Raw genomic sequence first — 17618 nt, forward strand, 5'->3', positions numbered from 1 at the left:
CGGCTTTCCCATCCCTGGGCACAGCGGATCCGGCTTTGCCGGTCCGCCAGTGCCGCCCCTTGAGGGGCGCGCGGAAGCGCGTAGGGGTGGGCCTATTTTTCCCCCAGCCTTATCGGTGTAACGAGCCGAGGGTATTGATAAGGAATAAGGAAGATTCATGGCGAATGCCGCATTTCTGAAACCGCGCAATATCGACGTCGAAACCATCGGCTCGAATCATGCCAAGGTGATCATGGAGCCGTTCGAGCGCGGCTACGGTCATACCCTGGGCAACGCGCTGCGCCGCATCCTGCTGTCGTCGATGGCGGGCTACGCGCCGACCGAAGTGCAGATCACCGGTGTCGTGCACGAATATTCGGCCATCGATGGCGTGCGTGAAGACGTGGTCGACATCCTGCTGAACCTCAAGGGTGTGGTGTTCAAGCTGCACAACCGCGACGAAGTCGTGCTGACCCTGCGCAAGCAAGGTCCCGGCGTGGTCACCGCCGGCGACATCGAGATCTCGCACGACGTCGAGATCATCAACCCCAACCACGTCATTGCCAACCTGACGGACAACGGCCGCCTGGAAATGCAATTGAAGGTGGAGAAGGGCCGCGGCTACGTGCCGGGCAACCTGCGCAGCTTCGCCGATGATCATTCCCGCACCGTGGGCCGCATCGTGCTGGACGCTTCGTACAGCCCGATCCGCCGCGTCAGCTACACCGTCGAAAGCGCCCGCGTCGAGCAGCGTACCGACCTGGACAAGCTGGTCCTGGACATCGAGACCAACGGCGTGATCTCGCCCGAGGAAGCTGTGCGCCAGTCGGCCCGCATCCTGATGGACCAGCTGTCGGTGTTCGCCGCGCTGGAAGGCTCGACCGAGACCATCGAAGCGCCCGCCCGAGGCACGCCGCAGATCGATCCGATCCTGCTGCGCCCGGTGGACGACCTCGAACTGACCGTTCGTTCGGCCAACTGCCTGAAGGCCGAGAACATCTACTACATCGGCGACCTGATCCAGCGTACCGAGAACGAATTGCTGAAGACCCCGAACCTGGGCCGCAAGTCGCTCAACGAGATCAAGGAAGTCCTGGCCGCACGCGGCCTGACCCTGGGCATGAAGCTCGAGAACTGGCCGCCTCTCGGCCTCGAGCGGCCGTAGGGGTCCCCCCCCCTACGCCCTACGGGCGCCCCCCAGGGGGCGGCACTGGCGGACCGGCGGAGCCGGATCCGCTGTGCCTTGGGTAGCGGAGCTTCTTCCGTGCAGTAGTAGCAGTACCGAATTTTTTCACCGGCCCGCGGCGCTTTGCCGATAGAAGAGCTGGAAACCTCGCGGCAAAGCCGCTCTTAGATTCATAAAGGAAGTCATCATGCGTCACCGTCACGGTCTCCGTAAACTGAACCGCACCAGCAGCCACCGTCTGGCCATGTTCCGCAACATGGCTGTCTCGCTGCTTACGCACGAAGCCATCAAGACCACCCTGCCCAAGGCCAAGGAACTGCGCCGCATCGTCGAGCCGCTGATCACCCTGGGCAAGGAACCGACCCTGGCCAACAAGCGCCTGGCGTTCGCCCGCCTGCGCGATCGCGACCTGGTCGTCAAGCTGTTCGCCGAGATCGGCCCCCGCTTCAAGGAGCGCAACGGTGGCTACACCCGCATCCTGAAGATGGGTTTCCGCCAGGGCGACAACGCTCCCATGGCCTACATGGAGCTGGTCGACCGCGCGCCGGAAGCCGAAGCCGCCGACGCCGAGTAAGCAAGGCCAAGCCGGGCTTGCCCCGACCGGATGTCTGGTTTCATGAAAACTGCGAGCTTGTCTCGCAGTTTTTTTTCGCCCGGTGTATGTTGTCCGCACTCGCGGACCTTACCGAAAAGGGCATGCCATGGCTCGTCTGACTGCGCAGGACTTCGACCCTCGACTGCTGGAGCTGTACGACTATTACGTCCACGGCAGGATATCCCGGCGGGAGTTCCTGGACCGGGCGGCCAGGTTCGCGGTGGGCGGGCTGACCGCCGCCGGGCTGCTGGCTTCGCTCAGCCCGGACTATGCGCTGGCCGAGCAGGTGTCCTTCACCGATCCGGACATCGTTGCCGAATACATCGGCTATCCCTCACCCAAGGGCCACGGCACGGTGCGCGGCTACCTGGTGCGGCCGGCGAAGGCCGCGGGCAAGGTGCCGGGCGTGGTCGTGGTGCACGAGAACCGTGGCCTGAACCCCTATATCGAGGACGTCGCGCGCCGCCTGGCCAAGGCGGGCTTCCTGGCGCTGGCGCCCGACGGCCTGAGTTCGGTGGGCGGGTATCCGGGCAATGACGACAAGGGGCGGGACCTGCAGCGGCAGGTCGATCCGGCCAAGCTCATGAACGATTTCTTCGCCGCGGTCGAGTTCCTGATGCAGGGCGACAGGACGACCGGCAAGGTGGGGATCACCGGCTTCTGCTACGGCGGCGGCGTGGCCAATGCCGCCGCGGTGGCGTATCCCGAGTTGGCCGCGGCGGTACCCTTCTACGGCAGGCAGGCCAGCGCGGCGGACGTGCCGCGCATCAAGGCGCCGCTGCTGCTGCACTATGCCGAACTGGACAAGGGCATCAACGACGGCTGGCCCGCCTACGAGGCGGCCCTGAAGGCGGCCGGCAAGACCTACGAGGCTCACGTCTATCCGGGCACGAACCACGGCTTCCACAACGACTCCACGCCCCGCTACGATGAGGCGGCGGCCAGGCTGGCCTGGGACAGGACGATCGCCTGGTTCAAGCGCTACCTGGCCTAGTCGCCGGGGCTGGCCCGGTGGCCGCCAGGCCTCATGCCTCGTCGATCACCGGGTTGCGCAGCACGCCCACGCCTTCGACCTCGATGTCGCACACGTCGCCGGGCTTGAGCCACACCGGCGGCTTGCGCGCCAGGCCCACGCCCGACGGGGTGCCGGTGATGATCATGTCTCCCGGTTGCAGCGCCATGCCTTCCGAGCAGGCAGCCACCAGGGTGGCGACGTCGAAGATCATGTCGCGGGTGTTGGCGTCCTGCATCACCTGGCCGTTCAGGCGGCACTGGATCCGCAGGCCGGCGGCGCCCGCGGGCAACTCGTCGGCGGTGACAAATTCCGGGCCGAAGCCGCCGCTGCGGTCGAAGTTCTTGCCCCACAGCCACTGGTTGGAGCGGAATTGGTAGTCGCGGATCGAGCCTTCGTTGAACAGCGAATAGCCCGCCACGTGCTCGAGCGCGCGTTCCTTGGGAATGTAGCGGCCACCCTTGCCGATGACCGCGACCAGCTCGGCCTCGTAGTCGAACTGCTCGGATACCCGGGGGCGTTCGATGGCCTCTCCGTGGGCCACCCAGGACGAGGGGAAGCGCTGGAACAGCACCGGATGTGCGGGCGGCGCGAAATTGCTTTCGGCGGCATGGTCCACGTAGTTCAGGCCGATGGCGAAGGCCTTGGCGGGGTGTTGCAGCGGCGGCAGCAGCGCGAGGCCGGCCAGGGCCAGGCGCTCGCCGGGGGCGTTGGCGGCGGCGCGCGCGGCGTCCAGGCCGCCGGGGTCGCGCAGCAGTTCGTCCAGCGTGGCGGGCAGGCCGCGCGCGGTCAGGTCGACCACGTCGTTGCCGATGCGGGCGCCCAGGGCGGGCGCTCCGGCCTGGTTCTTGAAGGCGATCAGTCTCATGGTGTGTCTCGTTGCCCCGTCAGCCGGGGTATTCCTGGTTGGTGATGAAGTCGGCCGGCAGGGGCGGACCCCAGACGTAGAGCGAGTCCTCGGGCGGATGGTCGGCGGCGGGCCAGTCCAGTCCGGCCGGAACGTAGTCGATATCGTACGAGTATTCGGCCCAGCTGCCCCAGGGGTCGCGTACATAGTAGAAGTAATTCGAGCCCAGCACGTGCCGGCCGACCCCCCAGCCCTGTTGGTAGCCGGCGATGCGCATCTGTTCGGAGCCGCGCCCGACCTCGTCCAGGCTGCCGACGTCCCAGCTCGAGTGATGCAGGCCGCGCGCGTGCGACTTGGCGAAGGCCACGAGGTGGTGGTCGCTGCCGTGGATGCCGTGCATGAAGGCGATGAGATCGCCGGAGTGATCCGACACGCGCAGGCCCAGGATGGTCCGGCAGAAGTCCACCATGCGCGTGACGTCGGGCGTGAAGAACAGGACGTGCGACAGGTGGCGCGGCCGCACCGGCTGCACGCGGCTGCGGGCCGGCGCGGCGCCCTGGCCGGGCGGGACCGGGGCGACGGGGGTGGGCGGGCTCTTGGCGGCGGGCGAGACCTTGTCCGCCACCACCAGTTGCAGCGGCGTGCCGTCCGGATCGCGCAGCCACAGGCCCTGGCCGTCCGACAAGTCGTGCGGCTCGGTCCGCAGGCCGGCGTCCTCGATGCGCGTGCGCATCTCGTCCAGGTCCCGCGCGTGGATGCCGTAGCGCACGTACTGCAGGCGCTTGGTCGCGCTCCCTTCGTGGACGCGGCTCCATACGTGGGGATGGCCGTGCGTGCGCAGTTCGAGATGGCCGGCCCGGCGCCGCACGTCCAGGCCGAAGGCCAGGTAGAAGCGCTCGGCCTCGGCCAGGTCGGGCACCGAGTACACGAAGCAGTCCACCGAATGCACGGCGGCGCGGCGTTCGAGGTGGGTCGTCAGGGCAGAGGCGCGCACCGGCGTGCTCCTATTCCGGCTTGACGCCCGCCATGTCGACGGCCGCGCGCAGGATGGCGGTGTCGTTGCGCAGCGAGGCGGCGAAGGTTTCGGGGCTGTTGCCGATCACGCTCCAGTGCTGTTCCTCGATCTTGGCGCGCACGTCGGATTGCTGGAGTACGACCCGGAAGGTGTCCGCCAGCTTGGCGACGATGGGCGCGGGCGTGCCCGCGGGCGCGACGAATCCCATCCAGTTGCCGAAGGGGCGGAAGTCGGGAAAGTCTTCGGTGATGGCGGGCACGTCGGGGTGCAAGGGATGGCGCTTGGGCGTCATGAAGGCCAGCACCTTGATCTGTCCTGCCTTCCACTGTCCGAGCAGGCTGCCCACGCTCAGGATGGTGGCGTCGAGCCGGCCGCCCAGCAGTTCCATGGAGAGCTGTCCCGCGCCTTGATAGGGCACTTGCAGCATGTCGACCCCGGCGGCGGCCTTGAACTGTTCGCCCAGCAGGTGGTTGAACGAGCCGTTGCCGACGTTGCCGAAATTGAGCTTGCCGGGATTGCGCTTCAGGTAGTCGACGAACTCGCGCGTGGTGTTGGCCGGCACCTTGGCGCTGACCATCAGCGCGACGGGCAGGTCGGCCACTGCGGTGATGGGCGTGAAGCTCTTGAGCGGCTCGTAGGGCAGGTCCTTGCGCAGGTAGCTGTTGAGCAGCAGGGCCGAGGTGGTGGTCAGGTGGATGTTGTAGCCGTCGGGCGCCATGCGCGCCGCATAGCTGGTGCCGACGATGCCGTTGGCGCCCCCGCGGTTCTCGAACACCAGCGGCTGGCCCAGCAGCTTGCCGGCCCGATCGGCGATGAGGCGGCCGATGGCATCGATGGGCGATCCGGTGGGATAGGGGAACACCACGTGGATGGGCTTGTTGGGGTAGGGCTGCTGCGCGCCCGCCTGCAGCGGGCAGGCCATGCCGAGCAGCGCGGCCAGCGCTCCGGCGATCAGTTGCTTGGCGTGTCTCATCGTGGGTCCTCTTGGGGGGCTACATGGCCGGGGGACATGGCCCCGGCCTGGGAAAGGGATGTCAGGCAGGCGCGGAATGCCCGGCAGATATCGTCGTTGGCGCGGCGTGCCGCGGCCGAGGCTTCGAAGAAGCCCAGGAACGGGTGGAACATGTCGTCGTGGCGCAGCAGCGTGACGGGCACGCCGGCGCCGCGCAACCGGTCGGCGTAGGCCAGGCCTTCGCCGTGCAGCGGGTCGTGCCCGGCCACCGCGATGACGGTGGAAGGCAGTCCGCCCAGGTCGGCGGCGCGCAGCGGCGAAGGCGGAAACGCGGCAGCTTCCCCGGCGCGTTCGCCCATGTACAGGCGGGCGATGTCGCGCAGGTCGGCGGGGGACAACATCGGATAGTCGCGGCCGTCCGCCTCCAGCCGCAGGGTGTCGCGGGCCATGTCCAGCCCGGGCACGACCAGCAACTGCGCCGCCAGCGGCCGGCCGGCGTCGCGGCACAGCAGGGCGGCGCTGGCGGCCAGGTTGGCGCCCGCGCTTTCGCCGGCCACGGCCACGCGGGCCGGATCGCCGCCCAGTTCGCGGACATGCGTCTGTACCCACCGGGTGGCGGCCAGGGCATCGTCGTGCGCGGCCGGGTAGGGATGCTCGGGCGCCAGCCGGTAGTCCACCGAGACGACCACCGCGTCCAGGTCGCGGCACAGCTTGCGCGCGATGTCGTCCATCAGCTCGACGCTGCCCAGCACGAAGCCGCCGCCGTGGAAGAAGACCACGGTGGCGTGCGGACCCGCCGTGGCAGGCCGATAGACGCGGCCGGGAACCGGGGCGTCGTCCAGGTCGCGCACGGCGCCCACTTCGGGCAGGCCGTGGCGTTCGCGCGCGGCCAGGATGGCGCGCGCCATGCGCTGGCGAGCCTCGGGCGCGCTGCCGGCGAAGGGCGGCGGGGCATTCTGCGCGCGCAGGGCGGCCACGATGCGGGCCAGGTCCGCGTCCAGCGGCACGACCGGCGCGGCCGTCATGCCGGCAGCTCCAGTACGTGGGCCTGCGAGGCCCGTGCCCGCCGCCGCAGCGCCTCGACGTCGATATGCAGCAGCCGCCCCGCGCGCTTGACGGCGCGGCCGGCCACGAACACGGTGTCGACATTGCCGGGGTGGGCGGCCAGCACCACGGCGCCTACCGCGTCCGATACGGGCGTCAAGTTCAGATCGTCGCCGCGTATCAGTACGATGTCGGCCTGCTTGCCGGGCGTCAGCGAACCGGTCTTGTGGTCCAGGCCGGTGGCGCGCGCGCCGGCCAGCGTGGCGAACTCCAGCACGTCGCGCAGCGTGAGCGTGGCGGGGGCATCGGGCACGCGCGAGTGGCCGCCGCCCATCCACGACCGGTAGTAGGCGAAGGCGTGGCGCATCTGGGTGAACATGTCGCCCGCGCATTTGGTCTCGGTATCGCCGCTCAGGCTGGGCCGGATGCCGGCGGCCAGCAGGCGGTCGAAGGGAATGTCGCCGATGCCCTGGGCGTTCATCTCGCAATGCACGCCCAGCGAGGCGGTCACCCCGGCATCGGTCATCATCGCGATCTCGTCGCGGCCGCAGAAGCAGCAGTGCACGAAGGTCAGGTCAGGGCCCAGCGCGCCTTCGGCGTGCATCTGCGCGATCGCGCGTATCGGCGCGTTGCGCGCGTAGGCGCCCATGTGGATGCTGGAGCGCAGGCCCAGTTCGCGCGCCAGGCGCAGGTCGTCCAGCCAGACTTCGCGGCGGGCCATCTCCGGGCCGCGCGCCGCCATGGCCAGCGTCAGCAACTGGTCGTCCGAGGAAAAGAATTCGCGGCGCAGCCGGCGAATGTCCTGCGGATGGCCGCGCTGGCTGTCGAACATCCAGCTCGCGCCTTCGACCAGCGGCCAGCCGTGGCCGAACACGGCCCGCAGGCCGGCGTCGCGCAGCGCCTGGACGGCGGCGTCGCTGTGCTCGGGGCTGTTCTGCACGTGCGACCAGTCCATCATGGTCGTGATGCCGCCGTCCAGCGCCGACACCGCGCCCAGCAGCGTGCCCGCATAGACGTCCTCGGCGCGGAAGGCCGCGCCCTTGGCGCCCAGCATCTCGGCGAAATAGATCTGCGGATCGATGTCGGCGTAGCGGTGGCGCACGCAGGTCTGCCAGGTATGGCGATGCGTGTCGACGAAGCCGGGCAGGACGATCATGCCCCGGGCGTCGAGCTGTTCGGCATCCTCCACCGTCAGTTGCGGGGCGATCGCGGCGATGCGGCCGTCCTCGATCAGCAAGTCGCCCTGGCGCAGGTCGCCCACCTGGGGATCGACGCTGACGATCCAGCCCTGGCGGATGAGCGTGCGGCGGGTCATGCCCGGGCCCCGCGCAGCCAGCGGGCCAGTTCGGCGCGTACATCGCCGGCCTGTTGCACGGACGTGCCGGCCCAGGCGATGTAGCCGTCCGGCCGCACCAGCATTCCCTTGACGTCGGTCAGCGCGGCGGGCGCGCGGCCCAGGCGCGCCTGCACGCAACGCACGGGCAGTGCGTCCAGCGGCAGGCTTGCGTACTGGTTGCTGTAGCCTTCCAGGTCCAGCAGCACGAAGCGCCGTTCGCGCAGCAGCTCGGCCAGGCGCACGGATTGGCCGTCCAGCGCGACCAGGTCGATGTCCGGCGCGTGCTGCCCGGCCAGCGGATGGCTGCCCGGCGGCGCGGGATAGGGCCGGGTCAGGCCGCACAGTTCGCGCACCAGCTTGCGCTGCACGTCGGGCAGCGGAATGTACTCGCGCTGCATGCGCCGCTTCAGCGCCACGCCCTCGGGCTCGAAATTGAATTGCAGCGCGCACTGGGTCGCGACGCTGTCGAGCAGGTCGCGCATGACCGGCAGGCGCTCCTCGTCATAGCTGTCCAGGATCGCGGCGTCGCTGTGGCCCTGCACGACGTGGGCCAGCTTCCAGCCCAGGTTGAACGCGTCCTGCAGGCAGAAATTCATGCCCACGCCGCTGGCGGGGTAGTGGATGCGCGCCGATTCGCCCACCAGGAATACGCGGCCGCTGCGCAGCGTGGGCACGGCGCGCATCTGGTCGTCGAAGCGCGACGCCCAGCGATGGCCGCGGATGCCATAGTCGGTGCCGTGCACGTCGCGTATGCATTGCAGGGCTTCTTCCAGGGTGACGGGTTCGTCCTTGGCCGCATGCCGCCGGTCGCGGTGCACGATGTTGAAGCGGGTGATGCCGGCGCCGAAGGCGTAGCCGCGCACCCAGCCCATCTCGTTGTCGACGTTGATGCGGCCGCCGGGCCAGGGCGCGTCCAGTTCGGCATCGATCACGATGCCGCGGAACGAGCCGCCGCGGCCGTCGAAGGGAAGCCCGGCCTGGCTGCGCACGACGCTGCGGCCGCCGTCGGCGCCGACCAGGTAGCGGGCGCGCAACGTGGTCGCCGTGCCGTCCCCGCCACCGACGTCCACCTCGACTCCGTCCGCGGATTGCCGCACGACCCGGGCTTCGACGCCGCGCCGGATCTCGGCGCCGCTTTCCTCGGCCCAGGTCCACAGGATTTCCTCGGTCAGGTTCTGCGGCAGGCCCAGCGTGAAACCGTAGCGGGTCTCCAGGTAATGCCACTCGATGGGATGGAAACCCGCCCAGATGTGCGAAGGGCGGAACGGGTAGGGGCTGATGTCGCGCGTGCGCCGGATGAAGCGGTCGGCGATGCCGCGCGCATCGAACAGTTCCAGCACGCGCGGCAGCAGGGTGCCGGCGCGCGACTGCACGCCTTCGGTGCGTCGTTCCAGGACCAGGGTCCTCGCTCCCGAGCCGGCCAGTTCGGCGGCCATGGTCAACCCCGACGGGCCGCCACCGACCACGATCACATCCCACTGCATTGCTCGTCTCCAGCTTTCTCGTCATGGCGGCTCCGAGCCGCATGCCTCGCATGGTGGCGACCCTGTCGACAGACGTAAAGTTAATTGTTTAAATTCGAACCATTTGCTCGGTAAATGGATGAACCATGCGCTTCAACAAGCTGGACCTGAACCTGCTGGTGGTGCTGGACGCCCTGCTGGCCACCCGCAGCGTGAGCCGCGCCGCCGAGCGCCTCTTCCTGAGCCAGCCCGCGACCAGCCTGGCGCTGGGGCGCCTGCGCGAGTATTTCGACGACGAACTGCTGGTGCCGGTGGGCAAGACCCTGGTGCCGACCCCGCTGGCCGAGCAGCTGGTCAAGCCCGTGCGCGACGTGCTGCTGCAGATCCAGACCGTGACGCGCGCCCGGCCCACCTTCGATCCCGCCACGGCCACGCGCCGCTTCACGATCGAATCCTCGGACTACGTCATTACGGTACTGCTGGCCGAAGTGGTGCGGCGCGCGGCCAGGCTGGCGCCGCTGATGCAGTTCGACCTGCGGGCGATCAGCCCCCAGACGCCCGAGCACCTGGACAGCGGCGGGATCGAACTGCTGATCGCGCCGGAGTTCGCGGTCGTGGCGGGGCACCCGGCGGAACCGCTGTTCGAGGACACGTTTTCCTGCCTGCTGTGTGAAGCGCATTTCGCGCCGGACTTCGATTTGTCGAGCGAGGCGTATTTCGACGCGACGCATGTGGGCGTCGAATGGGGCGGCGGGCGGCGCATCACCTATGACGCGAAGATGCTGTCGCGCGGCCGGCGCCAGCGCCGGCAGGACGTGATCGCCCCCAATTTCACCCTGGTGCCGGAACTGCTGGTAGGCACGCCGCGCATCGCGACCCTGCCGACCCGGCTGGCGCGCCACATGGCGGCGCGCTTTCCGCTGCGGGTGGTGCCTTGTCCGATTGCGATTCCCCGTTTTGCGGAGAATCTGCAATGGCATAAGTATCAGGAGCGGGATCCGGCCATTTCCTGGCTGCGGGGGTTGTTGCGGGCCACGGCGGCGGATTTGCCGGCGCTGGACGAAGTGCCACGCGCTTCGCCGCGGCGCCGGCAGGGCGAAGGCGCGCGCGCCTAGTGTTCGGACCCGGTGGCGAGGGCGATCTCCGCTGCGGCGACTCGAATCGCATCGTCGTCGATGTGCCGATGGATCACGATCCGCAGGGTATCGGCATCGCGGGGGCGTACGAGTATTCCCCGGGCGGACAGCCGCGCGGCGCAGGCGGTCGCCCCGCCAGGGTTTGAGGCGCCCAGGTGGACGAGCACGATGTTCGTGTCCGGCGCATTTCCGACCAGCGCCGGAGTTGGTGTCCGCAGGCTCGCCCATAAGACGTGCGCCCGCCGGTGGTCGTCGGCCAGCCGTCCGAGCATGTCGCGCAAGGCGACCAGGCCTGCGGCGGCGACACAGCCGGCCTGGCGCAGGCCGCCGCCGACCATGCGGCGATAGCTGCGCGCCCGGACGACGAAGTCGCGGGAACCCGCCAGGATCGAGCCCATGGGCGCGCTCAGGCCCTTGGACAGGCAGAACGTCACCGTGTCGCCGAACGCGGCGATGGCCGCGGGCGGGACGCCCTGCGCAAGCGCCGCATTGAAGATCCGCGCGCCGTCGATATGGACGGCCGCGCCGGCTGCCCGCGCGCGTTCGCTCACGGCGGCGAGGTAGGGCAGGGGCAGGGCGCGGCCGCCCGCATGGTTGTGGCTCGTTTCGACCACCACCATCGCCGTGGGCGCGCCGTGGCGGGAATAGTCGCCGCGCATCGAGGCCGCCAGCGCGTCGAGGTCCATCATGCCGTCATGCGATCGGACCGCCGTGCACATCAGGCCGGCCAGGCGCGAGATGCCGCCTCCCTCGGAACGGGCCACGTGCGCGTGTTCATCGACCAGCGCCTCGCCCCCTCTGCCCGCGTGTACCAGGGCCGCCACCAGGTTGCCCATGGTGCCGCTGGTCACGAACAGGGCGTCTTCCTTGCCCATGGCTGCGGCGCCCACCGCCTCCAGTTCGCGCACGGTCGGGTCGCCGTCCAGCCCGTCGTCGCCGACGACGGCCATGCGCATCGCCTCGCGCATGGCCTCGGTGGGCTCCGTGACGGTATCGCTGCGCAGGTCGATGGGGCGTCCGGCCCCGGTGACGGGCGCGCGGTCAGACACGGGACTGGCGCTCATGCCACTGCGCGGTCACGGCCACGGCGCGGTCGATGTCCGACCGGTCGTTGTAGGCATGGATGGAGAATCGCAGCAGGTCGCGCCGGACGGCGGCCTGTACCCGGTGCTCCTGGAGATGGCGTTGCAGTTCGGCCGACGCGGGGCCGCCGCCGGGGATGCGCAGGCACACCATGTTGGCCATGATGGCGCCCGCGGGCCGCACCACGCCGCAGCCGCGCTCGGTCAGGCCGTCGGCGAGCGAGGTGGCCAGTGCCGTGACGTGTCGGTCGATCGCGGGCGTGCCGCACGCGAGCAACATGGACAGGGTATCGGCCACGAGCGCCGACGCCAGGAAGTTGTAGTTGCCCACATCGAAGCGCTGGGCGCCGGCCTTGTAGTGGATGGGACCCTTGTCGTAATCGGCTTCGTGGGTCGCGGCGATGGTGACGCCGAAGCGCGCCAGGTAGGGCGGCGTCAACGACTCGGCAAAAGCGCGGCGCACATACAGCAGCCCCATGCCGTACAGCGAGCACAGTCCCTTCTGCGTGCTGGCCGCCAGCGCGTCGATGCCCATGGCCTCGACGTCCAGGTGCGTGATGCCGGCGGCCTGCGCCGCATCCACGACCAGGTGCGCGCCGGCGGCGCGGCAGGCCCGGCCGAGCGCATGCAGGTCGGTGCGCAGCCCAGGCTTGAACGAGGTGGCGGACACGGTCACCACGCGCACGCGCGATCCCTCGCCCAGCCGATCGAGCGCGGCCTGCAGCGGGAACAGTCCGTCGGGCGACGGCAGGTCGCGCACCACCACGCCCAGCCGTTCCTGGTTGCGCCAGGTATAGAGGTTGTTGGGGTGTTCGATGTCGGAGCACAGGATGACTTCATCCCCGGGCCGCCAGTCGATGGAGGCCGCGACGATGTTCAGGCCTTCGGACACGTTCTTGGTCATGGCGATCTCGATCGGATCGGCGTTGACCAGGCGCGCGAAGGACTGGCGCACCGTCTCGACCAGGCCGAAGTAGCGGTCCTTGTCGATGACGCCGTTCACGCGTTCGAGCAGGTGGGCCTGGGCGATATCCAGGCTGCTGGCGGGAATCAGGCTGCGGCTGGCCACGTCCAGGTGGGCGCGCTGGGCGGTGCCGGGGAAGCGGGCGCGCAGGGCGGCAAAGGGGGACATGTCGGTAACGGTTGTCATGGCGGGCTCGGACAAATGCGGGGAATGTCCGGCAGCATAGTCAGCGCGACTTTGCGCGCCTATCGATTTTTCGGTGCGCGAGCCATGACCTCAGGACATACCGCGTTGGCCGCGCGCCGCGGTGCGGGCGACCTCTCCGGCCTGCCCGTGCAGGAAACCGATCAGCGTCTCGGCGGCGGCCGATAGGGGGCGGTCCACCCGGCGCAGGATGCCCATCTGCCGCTGGGGCCTGGGCGGGCCGATGGGCCGGTGCACCAGTCCGGCCAGGTTCATGGCTTCCAGGCCGACGCGGGGCAGCACGGTCACGCCCAGGCCTTCGCGCACCATGCTCAGGGCCGTGACCATGTTCACCACCTCGAAGGCCGGCGCGCGATGGCTGCCGGCCTGCGCCAGTCCCGCATCGACCAGCCGCCTGACGCTGGACGGCGCGGGCAGCAGCACCAGCGGCATCGCGGCAAGCTCGGGCCAGCCGATCTGGCGGGCGCGCGCGCGGGCATGGCCGGCGGGCAGGATGGCGACCAGTTCGTCGGTGAACATGAAGTCGAACCGCAGTGCCGGAATCTCGTGCGAGTACATGCCCAGGCCGAACTCCACTTCGCGCTGGAGCACCTTGTCGATCAGGAGGTCGTTCTGGTCCTCGATCTGGCGTACCTGGACCTTGGGAAAGCGCTCGCGCAACTGGGCGATCGCGCGGGTTCCGAGGCCGAATGCCGACGAAGGCAGGACGGCGAAGGTCACGGTCCCGCTTTCGCCGCCGGCCAGCTCGCGCAGGTTGGCATAGGCGTGCTGCAGGTCGTCCAGCGGACGCTTGACCTGCGCCAGCAGCAGGCGCCCGCCTTCGGTCAGCTCCATGCGCCGCGTGGTTCGCTCGAACAGGCGCACGCCCACCATGGCCTCGAGTTCGCGTATGAGTTGCGAGAAGGCGGGCTGGGTCATGGCCAGCCGGTCCGCGGCCTTGCTGAACGCGCCGGTCTCCGCGGCGGCCACGAAACCTTCGAGTTGCCGCAGCTTGAAATTCATACGTATCGCCTATGAATGGTAAATAAATATCCAATTGTCGTAATAGTCTAGCAAGCTCATAGTCCTGCCGACAGGACCGATCCGCGGTCCTTGCCGAGGAAGGAATGAGCGAATACTGGATAGGCATCGACACGGGCGGCACATTCACCGACCTGGTGTTGGGCGATACGGGCGGCGGCCGCTGGCACTATCACAAGGTGCCCACGCTGACGGCGGATCCCGCGCAGGGGATACTGAACGGCATTGCCGAGATCATGAGCCTGGCGGCGGTCGACCCCGCGCAGGTCGGATTCCTGGTGCTGGGCACCACGCTGGCGACCAATGCCGTGCTGGAAGGACAGTGGGCGCGGACGGGTTTGATCACCACGCAAGGCTTCGGCGACGTACTGAGCCTCGCGCGACAGCGCCGCCCCCACTACTTCAACCTGGACGTGCCCAAGCCGACGCCACCGGTGCCCGACGACTGCCGCGCCGAAGTGGCGGAGCGCATCGCCGCCGGCGGCGAGGTCGTCACGCCGTTGCGCGACGAGGAGGTACTGCGCGCGATAGACGAGCTGCGCGGCCGCGGCGTGCAAACGGTTGCCATCTGCTTCTTGCACGCCTACCAGAACGCCGCTCACGAAGCGCGCGCGCGCCAGTTGGTCGCCCAGCATTGGCCCGACGCATACGTGAGCGTCTCGTCCGAAGTGCTGCCCGAGTTCCGCGAGTACGAGCGTTTCATCACCACCGTCGTCAACGCGAGCCTGATGCCGGTGATGGACGACTACCTGCAACGCTTCGAGATGGGCGTGCGCGACCTGGGCGTGCGCTCGGCGCCCCACGTGATGCAATCGAACGGCGGCGCGGTCACGACGCAGACCGTGCGGCAGCGTCCCATCAATACTTTCTTCTCGGGCCCGGCGGGAGGCGTCGTCAGCACGGCGGCGCTGGGCGAGGCCTGCGGCGTGCGCAACCTCATTACCTTCGACATGGGCGGCACGAGCACCGATGTCTGCCTGATTCGCGACGGCCGGCCGGCAATGAAGAGCGAGCGCGACATGGGAGGCTTTCCCGTGCGCACCCGCACCCTGGACATCCATACCATCGGGGCGGGCGGCGGCAGCCTGGCCTGGCTGGATGCGGGCGGGCTGCTCAAGGTCGGTCCCAAGAGCGCCAGCGCCTATCCGGGTCCGGCCTCGTACGGACGCGGCGGCACCAGGCCCACGGTCACCGACGCCAACGTGCTGCTGGGCCGGCTGAGCCCGGTCGCGCTGCTGGGAGGGCGCATGTCCATGCATCCGGAACTGGCGGCGCAGGCCATCCGCGATGAGGTGGCCACCGCCATGGGCCGCGGCGCGGAGGAAGTCGCCATCGGCATACTGGAGATCGCCAACGCCAACATGACGGGCGCGGTGCGCGTGATTTCCGTCGAGCAGGGCGAGGATCCGCGCGATTATGCGCTGGTCGCCTTCGGCGGGGCCGGACCGCTGCATGCGGCCGACGTCGCCGCGATGGCGGGCATGCGCCATGTCATCGTTCCGCCGCGTCCCGGGCTGATGTCGGCGCAGGGCCTGCTCCAGTCCGACAGACAGGGCGATTTCTCTCTTACCCGTCTGGTGCCGGCCACGCCCGACAGGCTGCCGTCCCTGAACGCGGGCCTGCGGGAACTGGCGCGACGCGCGGACGACTGGCTTGCCTCCGAGGGGGTAGGCCATGACATGTCCGGCGTCGCGCGGCTCTGGCAGCTCGACCTGCGCTACCTGGGCCAGAACGCCGAACTGATCCTGGACATTGCCGCCGGCGAACTGGACGAGGCCGCGCTGGCCCGTGCCGTCGACGCCTATCATGCCCGGCATGCGGATCTGTACGGCTACGACATGCGTGCGCAAGGAGTGGAAGTCGTCAACCTGCGCGTGTCGGTGGTCATTGCCCGCGAACGCCTGCAGGTCGCGGCCATCGCCCGGCACGACGCGCGGACCGATCCCGTAGCCGGCGCGCCCACGCGCCGCGTGTGGTTCGCCGCGACCGGCTTCGTCGACACGCCCGTGCTGCAGCGGGACGACCTGCTGGCCGGCGCCTGCCTGGACGGGCCGGCCATCGTCGAGCAGATGGACACCACCACGGTCATTCCGCCCGGCTCGTCGACCCGCGTCGGCGCGGACGGCAGCCTGCACATCGATCTCACGCCCGGCGCACCGGGCAAGGAAGCCCATTGATGATTTCCGTCGATCCCATCCGTGCCGAGGTCGTCGCCCGCTATCTGCTGGGCGTGACCGAGGAAATGAGCGCCGCGCTGATGCGCACCGCGTTCTCTCCCAACATCAAGGAGCGCGGCGATTGTTCGACCGCGGTGTTCGACCATCTCGGCAATGTCGTGGCGCTGCCCCAGCGCGTGCCGATCCACCTGGGCTCGATGGTGGGCGTGGTACAGGCCGTGCTCGAACGGTTCCCCCGTCAGGAGATCCGGCCGGGCGACATGTTCCTGGCCAACGATCCCTACAACGGCGGCGGTTCGCACCTGCCCGACATCAATGTCATCTCGCCCGTCTTCATCGAGGGGGAGATCGTGGCCTATGTGGCCTGCATCGCCCACCACGCGGACGTGGGCGGCATGGTGCCGGGTTCCGAGGCCGCGGTCTGCCAGTCCATCTTCCAGGAAGGACTGCGCATTCCGCCCGTGCGCATCGTCAGCGCGGGCCAGGTCAACCGTGACGTGTTCGACATCCTGATGCTGAATTCGCGTACGCCCGACGAACGGGCGGGCGACCTGCGCGCCCAGATCGCCGCCAACACGGTGGGCCAGCGTAGCGTGCAGGCGCTGTTCGAACGCTATGGCGTGACGGAGACCCAGGCCATCATGGCCGCGTACCTGGATTTCACCGAACGCCGTTTCGCCGCCGCCATCGCCAAGGTGCCGCCCGGCCGCTATGAGGCCTGCGAATACCTGGATGGTGTCGAGCCGGGAGAAAAAGCCGCGATACGCCTCGTCCTGACCGTGGGCGAAGGCAAGCTGGGCTTCGATTTCGCGGGCTCGGCGCCGCAACTGGCGGCGGCGCGCAATATCCCGCTGCGGGCGCTGGTGGCCACGGTCTACACCGTGGTCAAGAGCCTGCTCGATCCCGACGTACCCGCCAACTCCGGCTATTTCCGGACCATGGACATCAGCGCGCCGGCGGGCTCGGTGGTCGGCCCGGTGTCGCCGGCGGCGGTCGGCGCGCGTTCGATTTCATGCGCGGTGCTCGGTGACGCGATCGCCGCCGCGCTGTCGCAGGCCATGCCCGAGCGGGCCCTGGCCGGCTGCGGGCCGCACCAGTTGATCGTCCTGGCGGGTACCGATCCGCGCACCGGCGGCTACTACGTGAACTACGAGACCATCGCCGGCGCCATGGGCGCGCGGGCCTACCAGCCGGGCGTCGACGCCGTGCGGGTGCACGCCTCGGGTTCGTCCAACCTGCCGGTGGAGGCGCTGGAACACGCCTACCCGTTTCTGATCGAGCGCTATGCGCTGCGCAGGGGCTCGGGCGGCGCGGGACGCCACCGCGGCGGCCAGGGCGTGGTGCGCGACTATCGCGCGCTGGGTGACGATACGGTGCTGAGCCTGTCGTCCGAGCGCCAGAACGTGCCGGCCGCCGGCATGGCCGGCGGGGCCGACGGCGCCCTGGGGGAATTCATCCTGAATCCGGGTACGTCCGGAGAGCGGCGCCTGCCGCCGGCGGCGGCGGAAATCCGGCTGCGCAGGAACGACGTCCTGCGGGTGTGCACGCCGGGAGCGGGCGGCTACGGGACGCTCGCGTGAATCCGGCGCGGCCGGGGCCTTCTGGA

General features: G+C 69.3%; 15 protein-coding genes. 6 read left to right on the forward strand and 9 right to left on the reverse strand.

Annotated features, from left to right (window positions below; all coding sequences use genetic code 11):
• The first annotated feature begins 157 nt into the window (after positions 1-157).
• The 3 genes from ABD104_RS08945 (at position 158) to yghX (ending at position 2754) form a co-directional block, all read left to right on the forward strand.
• Entirely contained in the window at positions 158-1144 is a 987-nt protein-coding gene (locus ABD104_RS08945) for a DNA-directed RNA polymerase subunit alpha (protein ID WP_087838296.1), read from the forward strand.
• A 208-nt stretch (positions 1145-1352) separates the two neighbouring features.
• Positions 1353-1739 (forward strand): 50S ribosomal protein L17, encoded by a 387-nt coding sequence (rplQ, locus tag ABD104_RS08950; protein ID WP_087838295.1) that lies wholly within the window; start codon positions 1353-1355, stop codon positions 1737-1739.
• A 127-nt stretch (positions 1740-1866) separates the two neighbouring features.
• Positions 1867-2754, forward strand: coding sequence for a YghX family hydrolase (gene yghX, locus ABD104_RS08955; protein WP_338617312.1), 888 nt, complete (start codon positions 1867-1869; stop codon positions 2752-2754).
• 31 nt (positions 2755-2785) lie between these two features.
• On the opposite strand, the gene ABD104_RS08960 is transcribed toward yghX, so the two are convergent.
• The 6 genes from ABD104_RS08960 to ABD104_RS08985 are packed head-to-tail and all read right to left on the reverse strand — an operon-like array spanning position 2786 to position 9450.
• Positions 2786-3640: a fumarylacetoacetate hydrolase family protein gene (locus tag ABD104_RS08960; protein ID WP_343927393.1), complete on the reverse strand. Its 855-nt coding sequence runs from the start codon at positions 3638-3640 to the stop codon at positions 2786-2788.
• Between the two features lie 19 nt (positions 3641-3659).
• A complete protein-coding gene (locus tag ABD104_RS08965; RefSeq protein ID WP_343927394.1) occupies positions 3660-4613 on the reverse strand; it encodes a VOC family protein in 954 nt (317 codons plus the stop codon).
• A gap of 10 nt (positions 4614-4623) precedes the next feature.
• Entirely contained in the window at positions 4624-5607 is a 984-nt protein-coding gene (locus ABD104_RS08970; RefSeq protein WP_343927395.1) for a Bug family tripartite tricarboxylate transporter substrate binding protein, read from the reverse strand.
• Positions 5604-6611 carry an alpha/beta hydrolase gene (locus tag ABD104_RS08975; protein ID WP_343927396.1) on the reverse strand — a complete coding sequence of 336 codons (1008 nt, stop codon included), beginning with the start codon at positions 6609-6611 and terminating at the stop codon, positions 5604-5606. The genes ABD104_RS08970 and ABD104_RS08975 overlap by 4 nt, the downstream gene beginning before the upstream one ends.
• Positions 6608-7945 (reverse strand): amidohydrolase family protein, encoded by a 1338-nt coding sequence (locus ABD104_RS08980; protein ID WP_343927397.1) that lies wholly within the window; start codon positions 7943-7945, stop codon positions 6608-6610. The genes ABD104_RS08975 and ABD104_RS08980 overlap by 4 nt, the downstream gene beginning before the upstream one ends.
• Positions 7942-9450 carry an FAD-dependent monooxygenase gene (locus ABD104_RS08985; RefSeq protein WP_343927398.1) on the reverse strand — a complete coding sequence of 503 codons (1509 nt, stop codon included), beginning with the start codon at positions 9448-9450 and terminating at the stop codon, positions 7942-7944. Before ABD104_RS08985 ends, ABD104_RS08980 begins: the two co-directional genes overlap by 4 nt.
• Before the next feature lie 125 nt (positions 9451-9575).
• Here ABD104_RS08985 and ABD104_RS08990 point away from each other — a divergent pair, with 125 nt between their 5' ends.
• Positions 9576-10544: a LysR family transcriptional regulator gene (locus ABD104_RS08990; RefSeq protein WP_343927399.1), complete on the forward strand. Its 969-nt coding sequence runs from the start codon at positions 9576-9578 to the stop codon at positions 10542-10544.
• Here ABD104_RS08990 and ABD104_RS08995 read toward each other — a convergent pair.
• The 3 genes from ABD104_RS08995 to ABD104_RS09005 form a co-directional block, all read right to left on the reverse strand.
• Positions 10541-11629 carry a GntG family PLP-dependent aldolase gene (locus ABD104_RS08995; protein WP_343927400.1) on the reverse strand — a complete coding sequence of 363 codons (1089 nt, stop codon included), beginning with the start codon at positions 11627-11629 and terminating at the stop codon, positions 10541-10543. The two genes, ABD104_RS08990 and ABD104_RS08995, sit on opposite strands and share 4 nt — an antisense overlap.
• Positions 11607-12797, reverse strand: coding sequence for an aminotransferase class V-fold PLP-dependent enzyme (locus ABD104_RS09000; RefSeq protein WP_132979136.1), 1191 nt, complete (start codon positions 12795-12797; stop codon positions 11607-11609). Before ABD104_RS09000 ends, ABD104_RS08995 begins: the two co-directional genes overlap by 23 nt.
• A gap of 90 nt (positions 12798-12887) precedes the next feature.
• Positions 12888-13817, reverse strand: a complete 930-nt coding sequence (locus tag ABD104_RS09005; RefSeq protein WP_152792787.1) for a LysR substrate-binding domain-containing protein — start codon at positions 13815-13817, stop codon at positions 12888-12890.
• Between the two features lie 104 nt (positions 13818-13921).
• Between ABD104_RS09005 and ABD104_RS09010 the strand changes: the two genes are divergently transcribed.
• Complete coding sequence (locus ABD104_RS09010) at positions 13922-16012, forward strand: hydantoinase/oxoprolinase family protein (RefSeq protein ID WP_132979134.1); 2091 nt, start codon at positions 13922-13924, stop codon at positions 16010-16012.
• Complete coding sequence (locus ABD104_RS09015) at positions 16012-17592, forward strand: hydantoinase B/oxoprolinase family protein (RefSeq protein WP_343927401.1); 1581 nt, start codon at positions 16012-16014, stop codon at positions 17590-17592. Before ABD104_RS09010 ends, ABD104_RS09015 begins: the two co-directional genes overlap by 1 nt.
• Positions 17593-17618 lie beyond the last annotated feature (26 nt).

This window comes from Pigmentiphaga daeguensis (assembly GCF_039523035.1).
In the GTDB taxonomy this organism is placed as follows: Bacteria; Pseudomonadota; Gammaproteobacteria; order Burkholderiales; family Burkholderiaceae_B; genus Pigmentiphaga; species Pigmentiphaga daeguensis.